The sequence below is a fragment of the Bacillus sp. FSL W8-1202 genome (assembly GCF_038006165.1).
Lineage (GTDB): Bacteria > Bacillota > Bacilli > Bacillales > Bacillaceae > Bacillus > Bacillus subtilis.
Genome location: NZ_JBBOUR010000001.1, coordinates 1944341 through 1963801 on the forward strand (window position 1 = coordinate 1944341; position 19461 = coordinate 1963801).

Sequence of the window (19461 nt, forward strand, 5' to 3'; positions counted from 1 at the left end):
ATGAAAGCGCTATAAAAAAGTGTTGACTACCTGTATATACAGGAATACAATATGATTATAAGTTGTATATACAAGTTATAAAAACGGATACGGAGGGGTTGGCATGGGGGAACTGAACAAATCGGCACGTCAGATTGTCGAAGCAGTCGGCGGTGCTGAAAATATTGCAGCGGCAACTCATTGTGTTACACGTTTGCGTTTTGCTTTAATAGATGAAAGCAAGGTTGACCAAGAGATGCTTGATCAAATTGATGTGGTAAAGGGATCATTCTCGACAAACGGACAGTTTCAGGTCGTAATCGGCCAGGGAACTGTCAATAAAGTATATGCTGAACTGGTCAAGGAAACGGGGATTGGCGAGTCAACAAAGGATGAAGTGAAAAAGGCCTCAGAAAAAAATATGAATCCTTTGCAGCGTGCTGTGAAAACGCTTGCAGATATTTTTATTCCAATATTGCCTGCGATTGTCACGGCAGGTCTTTTAATGGGGATCAATAACATTTTAACGGCGGAAGGCATTTTCTTCAGCACAAAATCGATTGTGCAGGTTTATCCGCAGTGGGCGGATCTTGCTAATATGATTAACCTGATTGCAGGCACGGCCTTTACGTTTTTGCCTGCGTTAATCGGATGGTCTGCCGTCAAGCGGTTCGGCGGCAATCCGCTTCTCGGCATCGTGCTCGGGGTTATGCTCGTGCATCCTGATTTGCTGAATGCGTGGGGATATGGCGCGGCAGAACAAAGCGGAGAGATCCCGGTATGGAATCTATTCGGCCTAGAGGTGCAGAAAGTCGGCTATCAGGGCCAGGTGCTCCCAATTTTGCTTGCTTCTTATATGCTGGCGAAGATTGAGGTATTTTTAACAAAACGCACACCTGAGGGCATACAGCTGCTCGTTGTCGCACCAATTACGCTTCTCTTAACGGGATTTGCCTCTTTTATCATTATCGGCCCGATTACATTTGCGATCGGTAATGTACTGACTTCAGGGCTTATCTCGGTGTTTGGTTCTTTTGCCGCACTGGGCGGCCTGTTATATGGCGGTTTCTACTCAGCGCTCGTGATTACCGGTATGCATCACACGTTTCTTGCAGTCGACCTGCAGCTCATCGGTTCAAAGCTCGGCGGCACCTTTTTATGGCCGATGCTGGCGCTTTCTAATATCGCACAAGGTTCGGCGGCTCTGGCCATGATGTTTATCGTGAAGGATGAGAAACAAAAAGGCCTCTCCCTCACATCAGGGATTTCTGCTTATCTTGGCATTACAGAGCCTGCCATCTTTGGGGTGAATCTGCGATACAGATTCCCGTTTATCATTGCAATGGTCAGCTCTGGCCTGGCCGGAATGTATATTTCTTCTCAAGGTGTGCTGGCAAGCTCCGTCGGTGTCGGCGGCGTGCCGGGGATTTTCTCAATCATGAGCCAGTACTGGGGCGCGTTTGCAATCGGGATGGCTATTGTATTGATCGTGCCGTTTGCCGGAACATACGCGTATGCGAGATTCAAACATAAATAACAAATGGGGAGCGGGACGTGTTGAACGTTCCCTTTTCCCGTTTTCAATTTAAATATGGTGGTGGAAACAGATGAAAACAGAACAAACGCCATGGTGGAAAAAAGCTGTGGTTTATCAAATTTATCCGAAAAGCTTTAACGATACGACGGGAAACGGTGTCGGCGATTTGAACGGCATTATTGAAAAGCTGGATTACTTAAAAACACTTCAGGTGGATGTGCTTTGGCTGACGCCGATTTATGATTCTCCTCAGCATGATAATGGGTACGATACTCGTGATTATTACTCGATTTATCCTGAATACGGAACGATGGAGGATTTTGAGCGGCTAGTGTCCGAAGCACATAAAAGAGACCTGAAAGTCGTCATGGATCTTGTGGTCAATCATACGTCAACAGAGCACAAATGGTTTCGCGAGGCGATCTCTTCAATAGACAGTCCGTATCGTGATTTTTATATATGGAAAGACCCGCAGGAAAACGGTTCTCTTCCGACAAACTGGGAATCGAAATTCGGCGGCTCGGCATGGGAGCTTGACGAAGCATCGGGCCAATACTATTTGCATCTGTTTGATGTGACGCAGGCTGATTTGAATTGGGAAAATGAAGAGGTCAGAAAGCATGTCTATGACATGATGCATTTTTGGTTTGAAAAGGGAATAGATGGCTTCAGGCTTGATGTCATCAACCTGATTTCTAAAGATCAGCGCTTTCCGGATGCGGAAGACGGAGAGGACGGCCGTGCCTATTACACTGACGGGCCGCGGGTGCACGAATATCTGCATGAAATGAACGAAAAGGTGTTTTCGCATTACGACAGCATGACGGTCGGTGAGATGTCTTCAACAACCGTAGACCACTGTATCCGGTATACGAATCCTGACAATAAAGAACTTGATATGACATTCAGCTTCCATCATCTCAAGGTTGACTATCCTAACGGCGAAAAATGGGCCTTGGCGCCGTTTGACTTTTTGAAGCTGAAGGAGATCCTATCTGACTGGCAAACGGGGATGTACGCAGGAGGAGGATGGAACGCTCTGTTCTGGTGCAATCATGATCAGCCGCGCGTTGTATCAAGATATGGAGATGATGGCGCATATAGGGTGAAATCGGCGAAAATGCTTGCTACGGCCATTCATATGATGCAGGGCACGCCTTATATTTATCAGGGCGAGGAGCTGGGGATGACGAATCCGAAGTTTACTGACATAAGCTCCTATCGGGATGTCGAATCGCTGAACATGTATCACGCCTTTAAGGAAAAAGGAATGGCTGATCAAGAGATCACAGCCATTTTACAGGCGAAATCCCGTGACAATTCCAGAACCCCTGTTCAGTGGGATGCTACGGAGAATGGCGGTTTTACAACGGGCACCCCATGGATACCGGTCGCCGGCAACTATCGGGAAATCAATGCCGAAGCGGCGCTGAGGGATCAAAATTCGGTGTTTTACCATTATCAAAAATTGATTCAGATTCGCAAAATGTATGACATTGTGACAGAGGGAACGTATGAGATAATCGCAAAGGATGACCCGAACATTTTTGCGTATCTAAGACACGGCAGCAATGAAAAGCTGCTCGTGATCAATAATTTTTACGGGACAGAGGCGGCCTTTACACTGCCGGACTCTTTAGCGCCTGACGAATGGAAGGCAGAGGTGCTGTTGACGAACGATGAAGCAAGGGAAGGGCTTCAGAACATGACGCTTCGCCCGTATGAGTCCATTGTTTATCGTTTAACGAAACCGTGTTAAACTAAGCTGGGTGGTCCATAATGAAGGTGAATAAATTCATCACAATTTATAAAGACATCGCACAGCAAATTGAAGGCGGCCGATGGAAAGCAGAGGAGATTCTTCCGTCTGAACATGAGTTGACCGCACAGTACGGTACATCAAGAGAAACGGTCCGAAAGGCGCTTCATATGCTCGCGCAAAACGGTTATATCCAGAAAATCAGGGGAAAAGGCTCCGTCGTGCTCAATCGTGAAAAAATGCAGTTTCCCGTTTCGGGCCTTGTCAGCTTCAAGGAGCTCGCGCAAACGCTTGGCAAAGAAACGAAAACAACTGTACACAAATTCGGGCTGGAGCCTCCGTCAGAGCTGATCCAAAAACAGCTCCGGGCCAATCTGGATGACGACATCTGGGAAGTCATCAGGTCTAGAAAGATTGACGGGGAACATGTGATTTTGGACAAGGATTACTTTTTCAGAAAGCATGTCCCTCACCTGACGAAAGAAATTTGTGAAAACTCCATATATGAATATATAGAAGGAGAGCTCGGTCTTTCGATCAGTTACGCCCAAAAAGAAATTGTCGCCGAGCCGTGTACGGACGAGGACAGAGAGCTGCTCGATTTACGCGGCTATGACCATATGGTCGTGGTGAGAAACTACGTCTTTTTGGAGGATACCAGTTTGTTTCAATATACGGAAAGCAGACACCGTCTCGACAAATTCCGATTTGTTGATTTTGCGCGGCGGGGGAAATGAGAGAGGCGCCTGCCTGCGGCAGCGCGCTTTTTTGTTTGGTATCAAAATTGATACTATCCAACAAAAATGTGCGTACTTTTACTTTTTATCATAATGGCTACAATAGAGATGAGAGTAACCTAAAGGAGAGGTGTTTTACATGGCAGATCTAAAGAAACAAATTCTGGATGCATACAATTTCAGGCATGCGACTAAGGAATTTGACCCGAATAAAAAAGTGTCAGACAGCGATTTTGAATTTATTTTAGAAACAGGAAGACTGTCTCCGAGCTCACTCGGCCTTGAGCCTTGGAAATTTGTCGTCGTCCAAAATCCGGAGTTCCGCGAGAAGCTTCGTGAATACACATGGGGCGCGCAAAAGCAGCTGCCGACCGCAAGCCATTTCGTCTTGATTCTTGCGCGTACAGCGAAGGATATCAAATATAATGCGGACTACATCAAACGTCATTTAAAAGAAGTAAAACAAATGCCTCATGACGTGTACGAAGGCTATTTAAGCAAAACAGAAGAATTCCAGAAAAACGATTTGCATTTGCTTGAAAGTGAAAGAACATTGTTTGACTGGGCATCAAAACAAACTTATATCGCGCTTGGCAACATGATGACTGCCGCTGCGCAAATCGGTGTTGATTCTTGCCCGATCGAAGGCTTCCAGTACGATCACATTCACCGTATTCTTGAAGAAGAAGGCCTTCTGGAAAACGGAAGCTTCGATATTTCTGTGATGGTGGCATTTGGCTACCGAGTGAGAGACCCTCGTCCGAAAACAAGATCTGCTGTTGAAGATGTTGTGAAGTGGGTTTAAATACAGAAAGCTGCTCGCATAGCGAGCAGCTCTTTTTTATGCCTGATTCGCTCTATTCTGTTTTCTCCTCTGATGTAAGTACAATGCCGTGCCGAGTGCGCTAATCAGAAATCCGGCCAACAGGATCGAGTACATGGATGTGGCTGTGTCCGGAAGCAGGCCGCCAGCCGGACCGTCTGTTCCTGATCCGCCCGAACCGTTTCCACCAGAGCCGTTAGTCGGTTGAGTGCCGGGAGGCGTATCATTTCCTCCGTTTCCGTCAGTTGGCTGTTTTCCGCCTGGTTTGTCGGAGCCTCCGCCATGACTGCCGTCATCACCGCCTGTCGGTTGGTCGGACGGGAATGCCGGCGGTTTGTTGTTCGAACCGGAATTTAAGATCGTGTATTCGCTGAAGTGGTTTGTATATCCTGTCACCATATCATCATCGACTGATCCGTGACCTGTCTTTGTGAAAGCTTTCTTTTTTCTATCGACGTGATAAATGGCAGGGTTATGGGCTTCTTCAATATCAAACATGCGAAGCGAAAGCTGTACGGGCTCCTTGAATGATTTTATTTCTTTTCCTTTTTGCTTCACTGTAAAGTCATATACATCTGACAGTGACACATCCAATTCTCCCGTGGACTTGATTCCGATTGCAGTGTCTGCGGTTTTAAGGTTCGCCATTGGCATCTTCATGCTGTACCAGTAGTTGAACACCGTCAATGAAGGATCTGATTCTCTTTCTTTCAAAAGTTTGACCTGATCTTTTTTCATTTTAAGATTGATAGGCTTCTCTTGAGATCCTTCATGTGTTCCGTAATAGACAAACGGCGTGTTGGCATTTTTAGCGTAAATCGCAAATTTGTCTTCATCAAGTGTCCAGCTGCCGTCCTTCTGCTTTGTCGGCAGGAATACTTCTTTGATCCGTCCTTCAACTTTAGGAGAGACCTTCTTTCCTAGTTTTTTCAGCTGTTCGGTGAAAATCTCATAATCAACGTAGCCAAGGTCTTCACCATGGGAGGCTTCTGTAAAGACAGAATATCCGTCTCCTCCGGCACCAACAAAATTATTTGTTGCCACGCGGTAGGTATCATCCGTATTTATAGCAACTTTGTCTCCGTTAGGCGATTCAATTTTCACTTCTAACACACGGTGTCCAGGTTCGTTGTTTAATGTAAAGGTATATTCGATTCCGGCCACCTGAGGGAAAGCGCCGCCGCCATTTTCCACATTGCTTAGGCCTTGTTCAAGGGCTTCTTTAATTTGTTTTCCGGTTAAATCGGCCACGTAAAGCGTATTGCCGAACGGCATCACGTTGAGCACCTCGCCGAGTGTGATATCACCTTTGTCAATGCCTGCTCTGATGCCGCCGCCATTTGTTATCGCTATTCTGGCGCCGGCTGCTTCTTTCGCTTTTGCCAGCATACCGTCCGCGATGAAGTTTCCGAGATTCGTTTCTTTCGTGCGCACATGCTCACGCTGGCCGTCAAGCGCCACATCCGTATAGCCGACTTTTTCATTTTTTACGTCTTCTAATTCACTTTTGAACTGATCAAGCTCTTGTTTTGCTTCTGCGTTTTCTTCTGTATGCTCATCAATTGGCAGCACGCTCAGATTTGATTTGTCTGTTTGCACAACGCCATTTTCATCAAACGCGACATCAACGCGCCCCAAGAATTGGCCGTATTCTTTTGCCTGCGCCACGATCGTTGGTTCTTCGTTGTTTACGACCTCCATTTTGTCTACGAGGGTGTGAGTGTGACCGCCGATGATCAAGTCAATGCCTTTTACTTTTTTGGCTAGCTCAAGATCCCGGTTATGCCCGATGTGGGTTAAAGCGATAATTTTATTTACTTTTTCTTCTTCCTGAATCGCTTTGACGGTGTTTTGTGCTGTTTCAAAGGCATCATTGAATACGATGCTTTTGCCCGGGCTTGATGTGGTGGCCGTATCTTCCGTTGTCAGGCCGAATACGGCGACTTTCTCCCCGTCAACGTCTAACAGAATGTAAGGGTGGATGCCGGCCTCTTTCTTTTCACCTGCGGTAAAGGTTTGCGGCTTTTTGACAAGTGATTTCAGCTTGGGCTCATTTGACACATCTACGTTTGCGCTGACAATCGGAAATTCCGGCGCTTCGAAGTGATAGCGGTTCGCCGGATCAACGGTCGCGCTGTTTCCGCTTAGAAAATCAGAAAGCACCGTCGGGCCTTTGTCAAATTCATGGTTCCCGAAGGTCATGGCGTCATAGCCCATCATGTTCATTATTTTCAGATCGGCCAAACCGTTCCATTTTGTAAAATACAGATCGCCGGAAAACACATCTCCCGCATCAAGGAGAATGTTGTGGTTTGTTTCGCTGCGCACTTCGTTGATTTTCGTCATTCGTCTCGCTGCATCATCGAGATGGGCGTGCGTATCATTGGTGTGCATGACGGTCAGGTCCCACAGTCCGTCTTTAGGAGGAACTGGATTTGAATCATCATCGAATTGCAGCTTATACACACCATAGCCTTCATTCGCAGACTTGCCTACATAAGCGACATCGTCTGCTTTATCGGCAAATGGCTTCGCCAAAAGCGATGATTCAAACGTTAGATTCGTGCCGGAAACAGGCGCGATTGACCAGTTGTTGTCTGCCTTTGGATTGACTGTTTTTTGTTCAATAATGTAATCCATCAGCACCTGCCTGTTTTCAACCGCAGAGCCGTGGACAATTTTATCGCTCGTCAAGTGAGGGAAACCGCCGCCTCCTGACGCACGATAGTTATTGGTGACCACGAGAAATTCCTGGCTTGGGCTGATCGGCTTGCCTTCATAGGAAAGGTTGATGATCCGGGATGAATCCGCATTGATCACTTTTCCGTTCTCATTGTATTTAGCCGGTTTTGTCACATCGACCTGATATGTGACACCGTCAATCACGTCAAAATTATAGGAGCGGAAATTCTCGTTCAGCAAGGCCTGATCGCCGCCTTTGGCTGGATCAATTTGATTGAATTGGCCTGCTGACATCTCCAGCCAGTCCTTGACCTCGCTGCCTGTCAGCTTGACGATTTGAACAGTATTATCGTAAAGATACAAGTCACCGACATTTTTAATCGCAAGATCTCCGGCTGGAATGTTTGTATAGTAATTGGCTCCGTTTCTGCCGCCTGCTTTAAACGGCGCTCCAGCGGATAAAATCGGCAGGTTCTTGTACTCGGTATCCTTCATTTCTTTTTCGGCATACCATTTTTGTGCGTCAGTCACGATCTGAATGGAAGGATCATCTTTGACCTGTGCAAAGAAGCTGTTAATATCTGCTTCGGTTTTGCCCACTGCCTTTCGGACATACTCCAGTGTGTTTTGATGTGTTTGCTGAATGGTGTTTGTAACGGTTTCGTTTCTTGATGTGACGTTGCCAGCAATAGATTCAATACTTCCTTTGGAATCTGCTACCTTCCATGAGCCGTCCGCCTTTTCAAGCTTGAGGTCAATCACGCCTAAATATTTGCCCCAGCTGCTTGGCATGACGACAGGAATGCCGTTAATTGTTCCCTTTTCCACATCGAACTGAGCAACACCCGCATACTCGGCGGAAGGAAAGAGTCCGTGCTGATGGCCCGAGATAATCGCGTCAATGCCTTTCGTTTTGGTGGCAAGGTCAAACACGGCGTTTTCTGCACCTGTTGATTGTGACTGCTTTTCAATGCCGGTGTGGGCGAGGGCAATAATGACATCTGCGCCTTCCGCCTTCATTTTCGGGATCGTTTCATTGGCGGATTCTACGATATCCTGCACCTGCACCTGCCCCTCGAGATTCTTTTTGTCCCATGTCATGATTTGCGGCGGGACAAAGCCTATATAGCCGACTTTTACTTTTTGCTCATTACCGCTTTCGTCAGTGACCGTTTTCTCTTTTATCACATACGGCGTGTAACGGTTTTCGCCGCTAGTTGTTTTGACGTTGGCATTTACAATCGGGAAATCGGCTCCTTTGATTGTGCCGTCGAGAAAGTCGAGCCCGTAGTTGAATTCATGATTGCCAAGCGTTCCGGCGTCGTATTTCAGCGCGTTCATGACGCTGATAATCGGATGGGTTTTCGCGCCGGAGATAATGTCGTCTTTTTGATATTTCACCGCGTATTCACCCAGCGGATTCCCTTGAATCAAGTCGCCGTTATCCACAAGCAGGGTGTTAGGGTTTTGCTCGCGGTGCTTTTGGATCAATTGCGCTGTTCTCGCCAGACCGAAATCCGCCGTTTCTTTGTCGCTGTAGTAATCGTAATCCATCATGTTGGCATGAATATCAGTCGTAGCCAAAATACTCAGATGCACCTGAGGAGCCGCGCTTTCTTCTGCATGAATGGGTGGTGTTGGGAGGATTAGGCTAAGTATCATAATTGGGGGCAAAAGAATACGGAGAATGTTTTCGACGTGTGTTCGTCTTTTCTGTATTCTCACCAGTTCTCCACCTTTCAACGAAATTTGTGTTACAGCTCCTATTGTAAGAATATTTTGTAACTATTTGTAGGTGTTTCTTTATGATTATTGTAAAAGGGAGAAAAATGAGTATTATGTATCAGTATCAAGCGGCAAATACTGGGTATTTATGCTTATCGTTTGCCACAATCGCGGAATGTTTATTTTAGTGTGGCTGGGGTAGAATGTTTTATGTAGACATATAAAGCGGGAGGTTATGAATCATGAGGAAAAAAATTGCAGTTGTTTTAACAGATTATTTTGAGGACAGCGAGTACACTGAGCCTGCGAAAGCCTTTAAAGAAGCGGGACATGAACTGACTGTCATCGAAAATGAAAAAGGAAAAACAGTAAAAGGCAAGCAGGGGAAAGCGGAAGTGACAGTTGACGCGTCCATTGACGACGTAAACCCTTCAGACTTTGATGCGCTTTTGATTCCTGGAGGATTTTCACCAGACCAGCTTCGCGCTGACGATCGTTTCGTCCAATTTGTAAAAGCGTTTATGACTGACAAAAAGCCGGTATTCGCTATTTGCCACGGCCCGCAGCTTTTAATCAATGCGAAAGCGCTCGACGGCCGAAAAGCGACAGGCTATACGTCCATTCGTGTTGACATGGAAAACGCCGGAGCCGACGTTGTGGACAAGGAAGTGGTTGTTTGCCAGGATCAACTGGTTACAAGCCGAACACCGGACGACATTCCGGCATTTAACCGCGAATCATTGGCATTGCTTGAGAAATAAGAAAAAACGGACGCTCAGGGGCGTCCGTTTTTTGTTGCTTAGGCTTGAGCACCTGTCAGTTTCTTGTACCTGTAATACAAGAAAGCAGCTGCAGCCGTTCCGATGACCGCAATGCCGAAGTCGAATATGAAAATATGGGCGATGCCCCCCGCTTTTGCGATAAGCCCTGTTGCAATCGGCAGCAGAATCGATGCAAGGCTTGAAGCGGTCGCTACAATTCCGGTAACGGTTCCTTTTCGCTTCCAGAAAAGCTCTGTCATTAACGTAATGGTAATTTGAAACACACCCGCAGTTGAAAAGCCTAAGAAAAAGGCAGTGATGTCCAGCACAACTGGGATATGAACGATCAGCATGACTGCGAGCGTACATAAAGTAATAATAGGATATAAGAGCGTTATGAAGACAGGTTTGACCCATCTGTTCAGCAAAACGGCTAATAATAAAACAGATGCCAGAGATCCTATACTATAATAGCTCAGCAGTTGTACAGATGCTGATTCAGCTAAACCGGCTGCCTTTTGCGCGTAGCTCGGGAGCCAGATTTGAGAAACCGTAAATAAAGCCGTGGATGTAAAACCGATGATAATCAGTGCGGTGCCTTCTTTCTGAAAAACGGGTTCAGACAAGAAAACGGGAGATTCCTGTTGGCCGCTATTAGTTGGTTTCTTATGTTTTTTAGGAAACGAAAGCGTTGATAAATAAATAATATTCAGGAGATAGACCGCTGCCGGCAGATAAAAAGCAAATCCGTAAAACATGCTGTGGTCTGCTAAAAATGTGATCAAAAGCGGCAAAAGTGCGGCCCCGACAGACATAAAGGCCTTGACCAAGACATTCGCCGAACCGGAAGCAGACGGAAAAAGCTCGGTTAGGGCCGGATATGTTCCGGCATCCATCGCTGAATTTGCGACTCCGGCTAATAAGGCGAACACAAACGCCAGCTGATAGCTCGGTGATAAAGGAATACCGACTAAAAAGACGGCCATAATTCCCGCAGAAGCGACAACAAGCGGCTTTCTGCCGATTTTATCTGATAGAACTCCGGAAATGCCGTATGTCAGCAGTTTGCCAAACCCGATAGCGGCAATGACATAACTGATGCCGGTCGGATCGGTATTCCACTGTTTTGTTAATGAAGACATATTGGATGCGAGAATGATGTTGACCATCCCCAGAAAGAAGTAGTTGATATACATTCCGGATGCTGTTTTGATAGATGTCGTTTGCATGCTTGTACTCCTTCAAATCTTATTCGAACACTTTGCTGTTTACTGTTCTAAGGAAAATTGGTTTGGGGAAATGATAAAAAAGACTCGCCGAGTTTCCGGCCAGTCTCCATTATTTACGAAGCGAGGCTAATTCTTGAGCAATCGCCTGCATTTCACTTGGGCTGAATGATTCTTTTTTCATCACCATGCTGTGAAGGTACGTGAGGTCTTCAATCTTCTCATCACTGAAATCCTCCGCTTTGATTACGCCGACGTTCAGCATGTTCAGCTTTTGGGAAATCTCTTCAATCATTTGAGTTAATGTTTCTGTATTTGGGCTGGACAAATGGTTCCATCCTTTCTATGCGCAATATAGGTATGTTTTATTCTAACAGAATTCCATCAGAAAAAAACCCTATTCTAAAAGCAGGCTTTTCATTCCAAAAAAGTGAAGACATCAGTTGAAAAGAAAATGAACATCCTACTAAGATATTCATGAAGGTTTCTTTTTAGAGAAATAGGGGCAAAGAATAGGGAGGTTGCACAACATGATAAGCGTGTTATTTGTTTGTTTAGGAAACATTTGCCGGTCTCCGATGGCGGAAGCGATTTTTCGGGACCTGGCAGCCAAAAAAGGATTAGAGGGGAAAATCAAGGCGGACTCAGCGGGAATCGGCGGCTGGCACATCGGCAATCCGCCGCATGAGGGAACGCAGGAGATATTGCGCAGAGAAGGAATCAGCTTTGATGGCATGCTGGCGCGTCAAGTCAGCGAACAGGATCTGGACGATTTTGACTATATCATTGCAATGGATGCAGAAAATATCGGAAGTCTCAGAAGCATGGCGGGATTTAAAAACACCTCGCATATCAAAAGGCTTTTGGACTATGTTGAAGATTCAGATCTTGCCGACGTTCCCGATCCTTACTACACAGGGAATTTTGAAGAAGTCTGCCAATTAATCAAATCGGGCTGTGAGCATCTGCTTGCGTCTATTCAAAAAGAAAAACAATTGTGAGTGAAAGGAGAATTTGCATGAACAACGAACGTTTAATGCTGAAAGGGATATTTCTAGGAGCTGCGGCAGGCGCGGCGTTATCACTGCTCCATAAGCCGACAAGACAGGCGTGCGGCATGAGATGGCTGACATGCAAGCATAAACTTTCACTGTATAAAAGCAATCCGGAGCTGTTAAAAAACACTGTCATCACAAAAGTGGATGAGGCCAAAAAGCTCGCCCAAACGCTTTCAAAGGAAGTCGACTTTGTGAACCAGCAGGTGAAAGAGCTGAAGAAAACAACGCCGCAAGTGATGGAACTCGTGCAAGAAACGAAAGAGCATTTTTCAAAAAAATGATCAAACATGCGAGGTGAGACGACATGAGTTTTTTGAAAGAGCTTTTCAGCAGATACACCCTTCATGAAGGACAAAGCAAATCAGCGGAGCTGGCGTATTTTTTTCTATTGTCACTGTTTCCGTTTTTGATTTTTATGCTGACGCTCACCGCGTATCTTCCGCTTTCTACCGATGATGTTTTAGGAGTCATAGAACAATATGCTCCCGCCAGTGCGATGTCTCTCGTTGAATCCATTACCCATCAAACCTTAAATAATCGAAATGGCGGTTTGCTGTCATTCGGGATTATCGCCGCATTATGGTCTGCGTCTAATGGAATGAACGCGATCGTCCGGTCGCTGAACCACGCGTATGATGTGGAAGAAAACCGCTCTTTTATCATTGTTCGTCTAACCTCGATTTTTTTGACGGTTGCCATGGTATTTACGATTTTAGTGGCTTTGCTTCTGCCGGTATTTGGCCGGGAGATTGGAAGGCTCGCTTCTGACTTTGTCGGCGCGTCGGATCTGTTTTTATCCGTCTGGGCCGCCATTCGCTGGGGTGTCAGCCCGCTTGTGCTTTTGATTGTTTTTTCCGCGCTGTATGTGATTGCGCCGAACAAAAAGCTGTCTCTCCGGTTTGTCATGCCGGGTGCGGTCTTTGCGACCATCGGCTGGATTATTGTCAGCACACTGTTTTCGTTTTACGTCAGCACGTTTGCGAACTATAGCGCCACTTACGGGAGCATCGGGGGAATCATCGTTCTGATGATTTGGTTTTACTTGAGCGGCATTTTAATTATCCTAGGCGGAGAGATCAACGCTCTTTTACATAAACGTAAAAAGCTTCCTGATGAAAATCCCTACCATTAGCGCACCCTATAAACGAACTTCGGTTCAAAAAGAAGTCGGGGGGATATCGTGATGACCAAGCATACGAAAAAAGGCGGAAGCCATAACAAACAAAATTCGAAAAGCAAATCGAGCAATAAAACAAGCGGAAGCGCCAACGGACAAAACGGCTACCATTAGCATAAAAGCCTCCTGACATGATGGGACTGACCCCCGTTTTTGAGACAGGGATCAAAACACCTTTTAAACAGCCAATTGCCGATAATTTATCGGTGATTGGTTGTTTAGTTTCGTTTGAATACGAATATTGTTATAATAATGAATGTATTCTATGACAGTGCGTTCTACGATGGCGGTCGTGGTTCGATCAATGCTGTTAAGATAGAACGTTTCAGACTTTAGTGAGGAATGAAACGATTCGATGGAGGCATTATCAGCGGGTGTCCCTTTGCGGGACATGCTCATGGTAATGCCTTTTGTTTTAACAGCTTTCTGATACTCGTAAGATGTATACACAGATCCTTGGTCACTATGTAACACGCAGTTCTCAGGCAGTGTTGGCAGTTGATCAAGTGTGTGTAAGACAAAGTCTGTGTCCTGCTTATCTCCAATCGTAAAAGCAATCACTTCTCCATTATATACATCCAATATACTGGAAAGGTACAATTGTTTCTGTCCATAAGGCAAATACGTGATGTCTGTTACTAGTTTTTCAAGAGGATGATCAGACTGAAAGTTCCTATCTAATATATTGTCGACCACGGCATATGGCTGCCCATTCTTCTTGCGCTTTTTCACCTTAACCCGGCACTGCCACTGATTTTTCTGCATAATACGCTGAACCGTTTTATGGTTAATACACATTCTCTTTTTTAATATAGCTGTGATTTTTCGATATCCATATCGATACTGGTGCTCTCGGCACAACGTGCCGATTTGTTTTTCTAAATGGCGCTTGGGATGATCTTTCTTCAGATTCTTCTTCCAACGATAATAAGACGAGCGAGAGATACCTAAATGAATACAGATATCCTGCACGGTCATTGTGCTGTGCAATTCTTCTACAAGTTCGACTGACGTTTGGCTATCAACTTCCTTTCCAATTCGTTGTACTTTTTTAACACTTCATTCTGTTGTCTCAGATATCGATTCTCTGCCTGCAGTTTCTCTAATTCGGAAGAATACTCCGGACCTTTTCCATAAGTGTATTGCTTACCAACAGGCTGTTCAAATCGATGTGTATCACCAGCCTTATACCATCTGACCCATGTCTTAATCTGCGTATTATTTTTGATATTCAACTCCTGCATGATCTCTTTCATAGGTACGCCTGCCAATCTCATTTCTACAGCCTTCTGTTTCACTTCAACCGGATAACTCACTCTTGTCCCCATAGAAAAAACACCTCCAAGTCTAATTTCGGATAACAATCATCCGTATTCAAACTTGAAGGTGTTTTTATTTGTCTCATCTTATGGGGTCAGTCCCATGATGTCGGGAGGCTTTTTGATTAAGAAGATGAAGAATAGGTTTCAGCCGGTGACCAGCTTTTCGGTTTGCCCAGCACAAGGGCCAGCCACACAGCGCTAAGCGTGAGAGTAATGAAGTAGAACAAGTTTGCGCTTTCAAATGTCTGCATATACCAGCCGCCGGCAACCGGACCGAGGATGCTGCCGAGACTGAATGTAATGCCGCAAAGCAGGTTCCCCGCCGGCAGGAGGTGGGGCGGGAGAAGATCTGTCATATAGCTGATGCCAAGTGTAAAGGTTGATCCTACTGCCATTCCTGCAATAAAAAAGCAGCCGCTGATCACGTAGGGCGAAGGAAATACACCGGCGATAAAAAAGCAAAGAGCCCCAGTCAGTAAAATCACCAGCAGCACATTCCGCCTGCCGTATCTATCGCTGAGGATGCCGAGCGGAAACTGAAAGATAATGCTTCCAATCGCAAATGCTGGAAGGATGATCGCTACTGCGTCTACTGATATCCCCAAACGGAGCGCGTACACCGGAAAGCTTCCGTTCAGCGCCGTTTCCAGAAAGCCATAGCCAAATGTAGGCATAAAGGCAACCCACCCAAACAGCATGGCCTGATAAAATCGCCTGAAACTATTGTCTGATTTGGTTTCATGAGGACTGGTTTCCGGGTATGCATTTTGTAGAAAGAAAACAAAAAGCCACGCAAACAGACTGATGCAGCCGGATACGATAAAAGGAAGCGACGGACTCAGTTTGACAAGCGGCACCATGAACGGGCCTGCGGCAAAGCCAAGGCCAAAGGAAAGCCCATAAATAGACAGGTTTCTTCCGCGATTTTGTTTTGATGACATGGAGGTCACCCACGTTTGCGCGTAGAAAAGTGAAGCATGTGGTCGCCGATTCCAATGAACAGGCGAAGCAGGAACCAGACCCAAACTGACTGAAGCCAAATAAATCCGAATAAGCTTAAAATGACAATGCTTCCGCCCATGACGATCAACGGCTTGAATCCGAGCTTTCTGAGCGGCGCTTCCATAAACGGCGAAGCCAAAAGCACACCGATATAAAGCCCGGTCGCGTGCAGGCCGTTGATAGCAGCGGATTCTCCATTTGTTTCAAAAATGATTGAAATGACAGGCAGCAGCATGCCTTGTGAAAACCCAGAAATGGAAACGAGCAAGACAAGGATAAAGAAATGAAATCGTGACATCGTGTCAGTTCTCCTTATGTGGAATCTATGTTGATCGTACAATGTTTTCCAAAAGCAGGCAACCTGAAAAAAGCCTATATCACGCTATACATTTGCCCTCGTGTAATCATGAAGGTTTTTGTGAAGAATAAAAATAAAACAAGTCATAAAAAAGGAGCTATTTCACCATGAATCGTATCTTTTTTATTTTAGTGGCGGCCGGTGTTCCGCTTTCTGTGATTGGCAGTTTGATGCATTGGCCTTCCGCGGTTCTATTTGCCGTTTATTGCGTGACGATTATCGCGCTTGCAAGCTATATGGGGAGGGCGACAGAATCACTGTCCATTATTGCAGGACCGCGTATCGGCGGTTTGTTGAATGCAACCTTCGGGAATGCGGTGGAGCTGATTATTTCCCTTTTTGCATTAAAGGAAGGCCTGACAGGAATCGTGCTTGCCTCTTTAACCGGTTCAGTGCTGGGGAACCTGCTGCTGGTAGCGGGCCTATCGTTTTTTGTCGGCGGTTTAAAATATAAGCGGCAGGAATTTAATATCCATGATGCCCGCCATAATTCCGGGCTTCTGATTTTTGCCATCATTGTCGCCTTTGTGATTCCGGAGGTATTCTCTGTTGGTATGGGAAACGCCAGCAAACTCAATTTAAGCATCGGCATCAGCATCATTATGATTCTGTTATATGTGGCGGCGCTGTACTTTAAACTTGTCACGCATCGGGGCGTTTATCAGCCGAATAATGCCGCTCAGACTGAAGAAGAGGAAGAGCCGGAATGGTCAGGGAAGGTTGCGACGATTGTCTTGTTTGCGGCAACGATTGTGGTTGCATACATATCCGAAAACCTGGTCCATACCTTTCACTCGGTGGCTGAACAGTTCGGCTGGAGCGAGCTGTTTATCGGGGTCATCATCGTGGCGATTGTAGGAAATGCGGCGGAGCACGCGTCAGCGATTATTATGGCCTTCAAAAATAAAATGGACATTGCGGTTGAAATTGCAGTCGGCTCTACGCTGCAGATCGCTATGTTTGTCGCACCGGTTCTCGTCATCTGTTCTATCTTTTTTCCGACAAGCATGCCGCTTGTATTTACATTGCCGGAGCTCGTCGCGATGGTATCAGCGGTTCTCTTGATGATCGCGATTTCAAATGACGGGGATTCCAACTGGTTTGAAGGTGCGACACTGCTTGCTGCATATGTCATTATGGCGATCGGCTTTTTCCTTCTTTAACCTGAAAAAATGATGGATAACAACAAAGCGGGATGAAAAGACTAAGGGAAAATGCCATAGAAAGAGTGATATGATGAAAAAGCTATTTCATTCCACACTTATTGTGTTGTTATTCTTTAGTTTTTTCGGCGTTCAGCCCATCCACGCGAAAAAGCAGTTTAAGGTTCCTAATTCTGTCGCAAGCATTTCAAAGGAAAACACGTATCCGAATGCTTCACAGGATCAGCCAATGCTTCAGCCGAGCAAGCTGGCAAGGGAATTGCTCGATCATTCTGAGGTGAAGATTGAAAATCCGCATCTCATCAAAATGCTGAATGAATCCAACATATCCGGCACACCGCTTGCAGTAGGGTACCGGGCGACAATATTTCTCGGGAAATGGGCGCTCGGCTATGAATCAAATGAAACAGTCGCAAACTGGGAATATAAAAAAATCAATACAAACCGTGCGGATAACCGCGGCGGGAAAGAAACGGCTGAAATGCATTATGCCCAGGAACAGCAGTACAGAGTGAAGGGCGGCCTGACAGCTAAAGTTCCAAATGCTGAAGATGTCAAAAGCATGATGATGCAAAAAGCAATGAAGAAAACGAACCTCCCGCTTGCATTTGAGACGGTCATTGGGGCTGGCACAAAACGGGATCAGATTTATAAAGTCGCTCCTAAAAAAATTGGTTATCTACATGCATATGCACCGGCTGTGAATGAAAAAGGAAAAGTGACTTACGGAGAAGTGTACTTAGTGCTGAAAGGAAATAAACGAAAACTCGTCGTGAAAAATGTCACGTCACAGGGAATCGGCGCGTGGATTCCGGTTCAAGATCATGTCACGTTTGGCTTTCAGCTTTCCTCACTGCCAAGATAAATAAAAAACTGATTCCAACTGGGACTGACCCCATAAGATGAGACAAATAAAAACACCTTCAAGTTTGAATACGGATGATTGTTATCCGAAATTAGACTTGGAGGTGTTTTTTCTATGGGGACAAGAGTGAGTTATCCGGTTGAAGTGAAACAGAAGGCTGTAGAAATGAGATTGGCAGGCGTACCTATGAAAGAGATCATGCAGGAGTTGAATATCAAAAATAATACGCAGATTAAGACATGGGTCAGATGGTATAAGGCTGGTGATACACATCGATTTGAACAGCCTGTTGGTAAGCAATACACTTATGGAAAAGGTCCGGAGTATTCTTCCGAATTAGAGAAACTGCAGGCAGAGAATCGATATCTGAGACAACAGAATGAAGTGTTAAAAAAGTACAACGAATTGGAAAGGAAGTTGATAGCCAAACGTCAGTCGAACTTGTAGAAGAATTGCACAGCACAATGACCGTGCAGGATATCTGTATTCATTTAGGTATCTCTCGCTCGTCTTATTATCGTTGGAAGAAGAATCTGAAGAAAGATCATCCCAAGCGCCATTTAGAAAAACAAATCGGCACGTTGTGCCGAGAGCACCAGTATCGATATGGATATCGAAAAATCACAGCTATATTAAAAAAGAGAATGTGTATTAACCATAAAACGGTTCAGCGTATTATGCAGAAAAATCAGTGGCAGTGCCGGGTTAAGGTGAAAAAGCGCAAGAAGAATGGGCAGCCATATGCCGTGGTCGACAATATATTAGATAGGAACTTTCAGTCTGATCATCCTCTTGAAAAACTAGTAACAGACATCACGTATTTGCCTTATGGACAGAAACAATTGTACCTTTCCAGTATATTGGATGTATATAATGGAGAAGTGATTGCTTTTACGATTGGAGATAAGCAGGACACAGACTTTGTCTTACACACACTTGATCAACTGCCAACACTGCCTGAGAACTGCGTGTTACATAGTGACCAAGGATCTGTGTATACATCTTACGAGTATCAGAAAGCTGTTAAAACAAAAGGCATTACCATGAGCATGTCCCGCAAAGGGACACCCGCTGATAATGCCTCCATCGAATCGTTTCATTCCTCACTAAAGTCTGAAACGTTCTATCTTAACAGCATTGATCGAACCACGACCGCCATCGTAGAACGCACTGTCATAGAATACATTCATTATTATAACAATATTCGTATTCAAACGAAACTAAACAACCAATCACCGATAAATTATCGGCAATTGGCTGTTTAAAAGGTGTTTTGATCCCTGTCTC

The 19461-nt window shown here is 45.4% G+C and carries 15 protein-coding genes and 1 pseudogene; 11 read left to right on the forward strand and 5 right to left on the reverse strand.

The features are described from left to right. The first annotated feature begins 103 nt into the window (after nt 1–103). From treP to NSQ09_RS10070, 4 genes are all read left to right on the forward strand, one after another. A complete protein-coding gene (gene treP, locus NSQ09_RS10055; RefSeq protein ID WP_003233682.1) occupies nt 104–1516 on the forward strand; it encodes a PTS system trehalose-specific EIIBC component in 1413 nt (470 codons plus the stop codon). A 70-nt stretch (nt 1517–1586) separates the two neighbouring features. After that, nucleotides 1587–3275 carry an alpha,alpha-phosphotrehalase gene (treC, locus tag NSQ09_RS10060; protein ID WP_341031234.1) on the forward strand — a complete coding sequence of 563 codons (1689 nt, stop codon included), beginning with the start codon at nt 1587–1589 and terminating at the stop codon, nt 3273–3275. Between the two features lie 20 nt (nt 3276–3295). Continuing rightward, nucleotides 3296–4012, forward strand: a complete 717-nt coding sequence (gene treR / locus NSQ09_RS10065; protein ID WP_003233679.1) for a trehalose operon repressor — start codon at nt 3296–3298, stop codon at nt 4010–4012. Between the two features lie 139 nt (nt 4013–4151). After that, nucleotides 4152–4817: an NAD(P)H-dependent oxidoreductase gene (locus tag NSQ09_RS10070; RefSeq protein WP_041055571.1), complete on the forward strand. Its 666-nt coding sequence runs from the start codon at nt 4152–4154 to the stop codon at nt 4815–4817. A 36-nt stretch (nt 4818–4853) separates the two neighbouring features. On the opposite strand, the gene NSQ09_RS10075 is transcribed toward NSQ09_RS10070, so the two are convergent. Then, complete coding sequence (locus tag NSQ09_RS10075; protein ID WP_341031239.1) at nt 4854–9242, reverse strand: multifunctional 2',3'-cyclic-nucleotide 2'-phosphodiesterase/3'-nucleotidase/5'-nucleotidase; 4389 nt, start codon at nt 9240–9242, stop codon at nt 4854–4856. A 242-nt stretch (nt 9243–9484) separates the two neighbouring features. Here NSQ09_RS10075 and yfkM point away from each other — a divergent pair, with 242 nt between their 5' ends. Beyond that, nucleotides 9485–10003, forward strand: a complete 519-nt coding sequence (gene yfkM, locus NSQ09_RS10080; RefSeq protein WP_257986488.1) for a general stress protein 18 — start codon at nt 9485–9487, stop codon at nt 10001–10003. A 38-nt stretch (nt 10004–10041) separates the two neighbouring features. On the opposite strand, the gene NSQ09_RS10085 is transcribed toward yfkM, so the two are convergent. Together NSQ09_RS10085 and NSQ09_RS10090 are read right to left on the reverse strand one after the other, a co-directional pair. After that, nucleotides 10042–11232: an MFS transporter gene (locus NSQ09_RS10085; RefSeq protein WP_328207021.1), complete on the reverse strand. Its 1191-nt coding sequence runs from the start codon at nt 11230–11232 to the stop codon at nt 10042–10044. Nucleotides 11233–11341: 109 nt separating this feature from the next. Continuing rightward, nucleotides 11342–11557, reverse strand: coding sequence for a DUF1128 domain-containing protein (locus NSQ09_RS10090; RefSeq protein WP_010330293.1), 216 nt, complete (start codon nt 11555–11557; stop codon nt 11342–11344). Between the two features lie 202 nt (nt 11558–11759). On the opposite strand from NSQ09_RS10090, the gene yfkJ reads away from it, so the two are divergent. The 3 genes from yfkJ to NSQ09_RS10105 are packed head-to-tail and all read left to right on the forward strand — an operon-like array spanning nt 11760 to nt 13419. Beyond that, nucleotides 11760–12230, forward strand: a complete 471-nt coding sequence (gene yfkJ, locus NSQ09_RS10095) for a protein-tyrosine-phosphatase (protein ID WP_014479169.1) — start codon at nt 11760–11762, stop codon at nt 12228–12230. 17 nt (nt 12231–12247) lie between these two features. Further along, the gene (locus tag NSQ09_RS10100; protein ID WP_003233665.1) at nt 12248–12568 is read left to right on the forward strand and encodes a hypothetical protein; all 321 of its coding nucleotides are present in this window, start codon (nt 12248–12250) and stop codon (nt 12566–12568) included. A gap of 23 nt (nt 12569–12591) precedes the next feature. Further along, a complete protein-coding gene (locus NSQ09_RS10105) occupies nt 12592–13419 on the forward strand; it encodes a YihY family inner membrane protein (protein ID WP_041332851.1) in 828 nt (275 codons plus the stop codon). Nucleotides 13420–13641: 222 nt separating this feature from the next. Here NSQ09_RS10105 and NSQ09_RS10110 read toward each other — a convergent pair. Together NSQ09_RS10110 and NSQ09_RS10115 are read right to left on the reverse strand one after the other, a co-directional pair. Beyond that, nucleotides 13642–14792, reverse strand: a protein-coding gene (locus NSQ09_RS10110) for an IS3 family transposase (protein ID WP_087614160.1) whose coding sequence is annotated in 2 segments (ribosomal slippage) — nt 13642–14519 and nt 14519–14792 — 1152 coding nt in all. Because the reading frame shifts where the segments join, the coding sequence is not laid out codon by codon here. Nucleotides 14793–14908: 116 nt separating this feature from the next. Next, nucleotides 14909–16086, reverse strand: a pseudogene (locus NSQ09_RS10115) (MFS transporter). Between the two features lie 167 nt (nt 16087–16253). Between NSQ09_RS10115 and cax the strand changes: the two are divergent. The 3 genes from cax (at nt 16254) to NSQ09_RS10130 (ending at nt 19439) form a co-directional block, all read left to right on the forward strand. Further along, a complete protein-coding gene (gene cax, locus NSQ09_RS10120; protein ID WP_003242902.1) occupies nt 16254–17309 on the forward strand; it encodes a calcium/proton exchanger in 1056 nt (351 codons plus the stop codon). Nucleotides 17310–17379: 70 nt separating this feature from the next. After that, nucleotides 17380–18174, forward strand: coding sequence for a YfkD famly protein (locus NSQ09_RS10125; protein WP_072557051.1), 795 nt, complete (start codon nt 17380–17382; stop codon nt 18172–18174). A 114-nt stretch (nt 18175–18288) separates the two neighbouring features. After that, nucleotides 18289–19439, forward strand: a protein-coding gene (locus NSQ09_RS10130; protein ID WP_087614160.1) for an IS3 family transposase whose coding sequence is annotated in 2 segments (ribosomal slippage) — nt 18289–18562 and nt 18562–19439 — 1152 coding nt in all. Because the reading frame shifts where the segments join, the coding sequence is not laid out codon by codon here. The last annotated feature ends 22 nt before the right edge of the window (nt 19440–19461 follow it).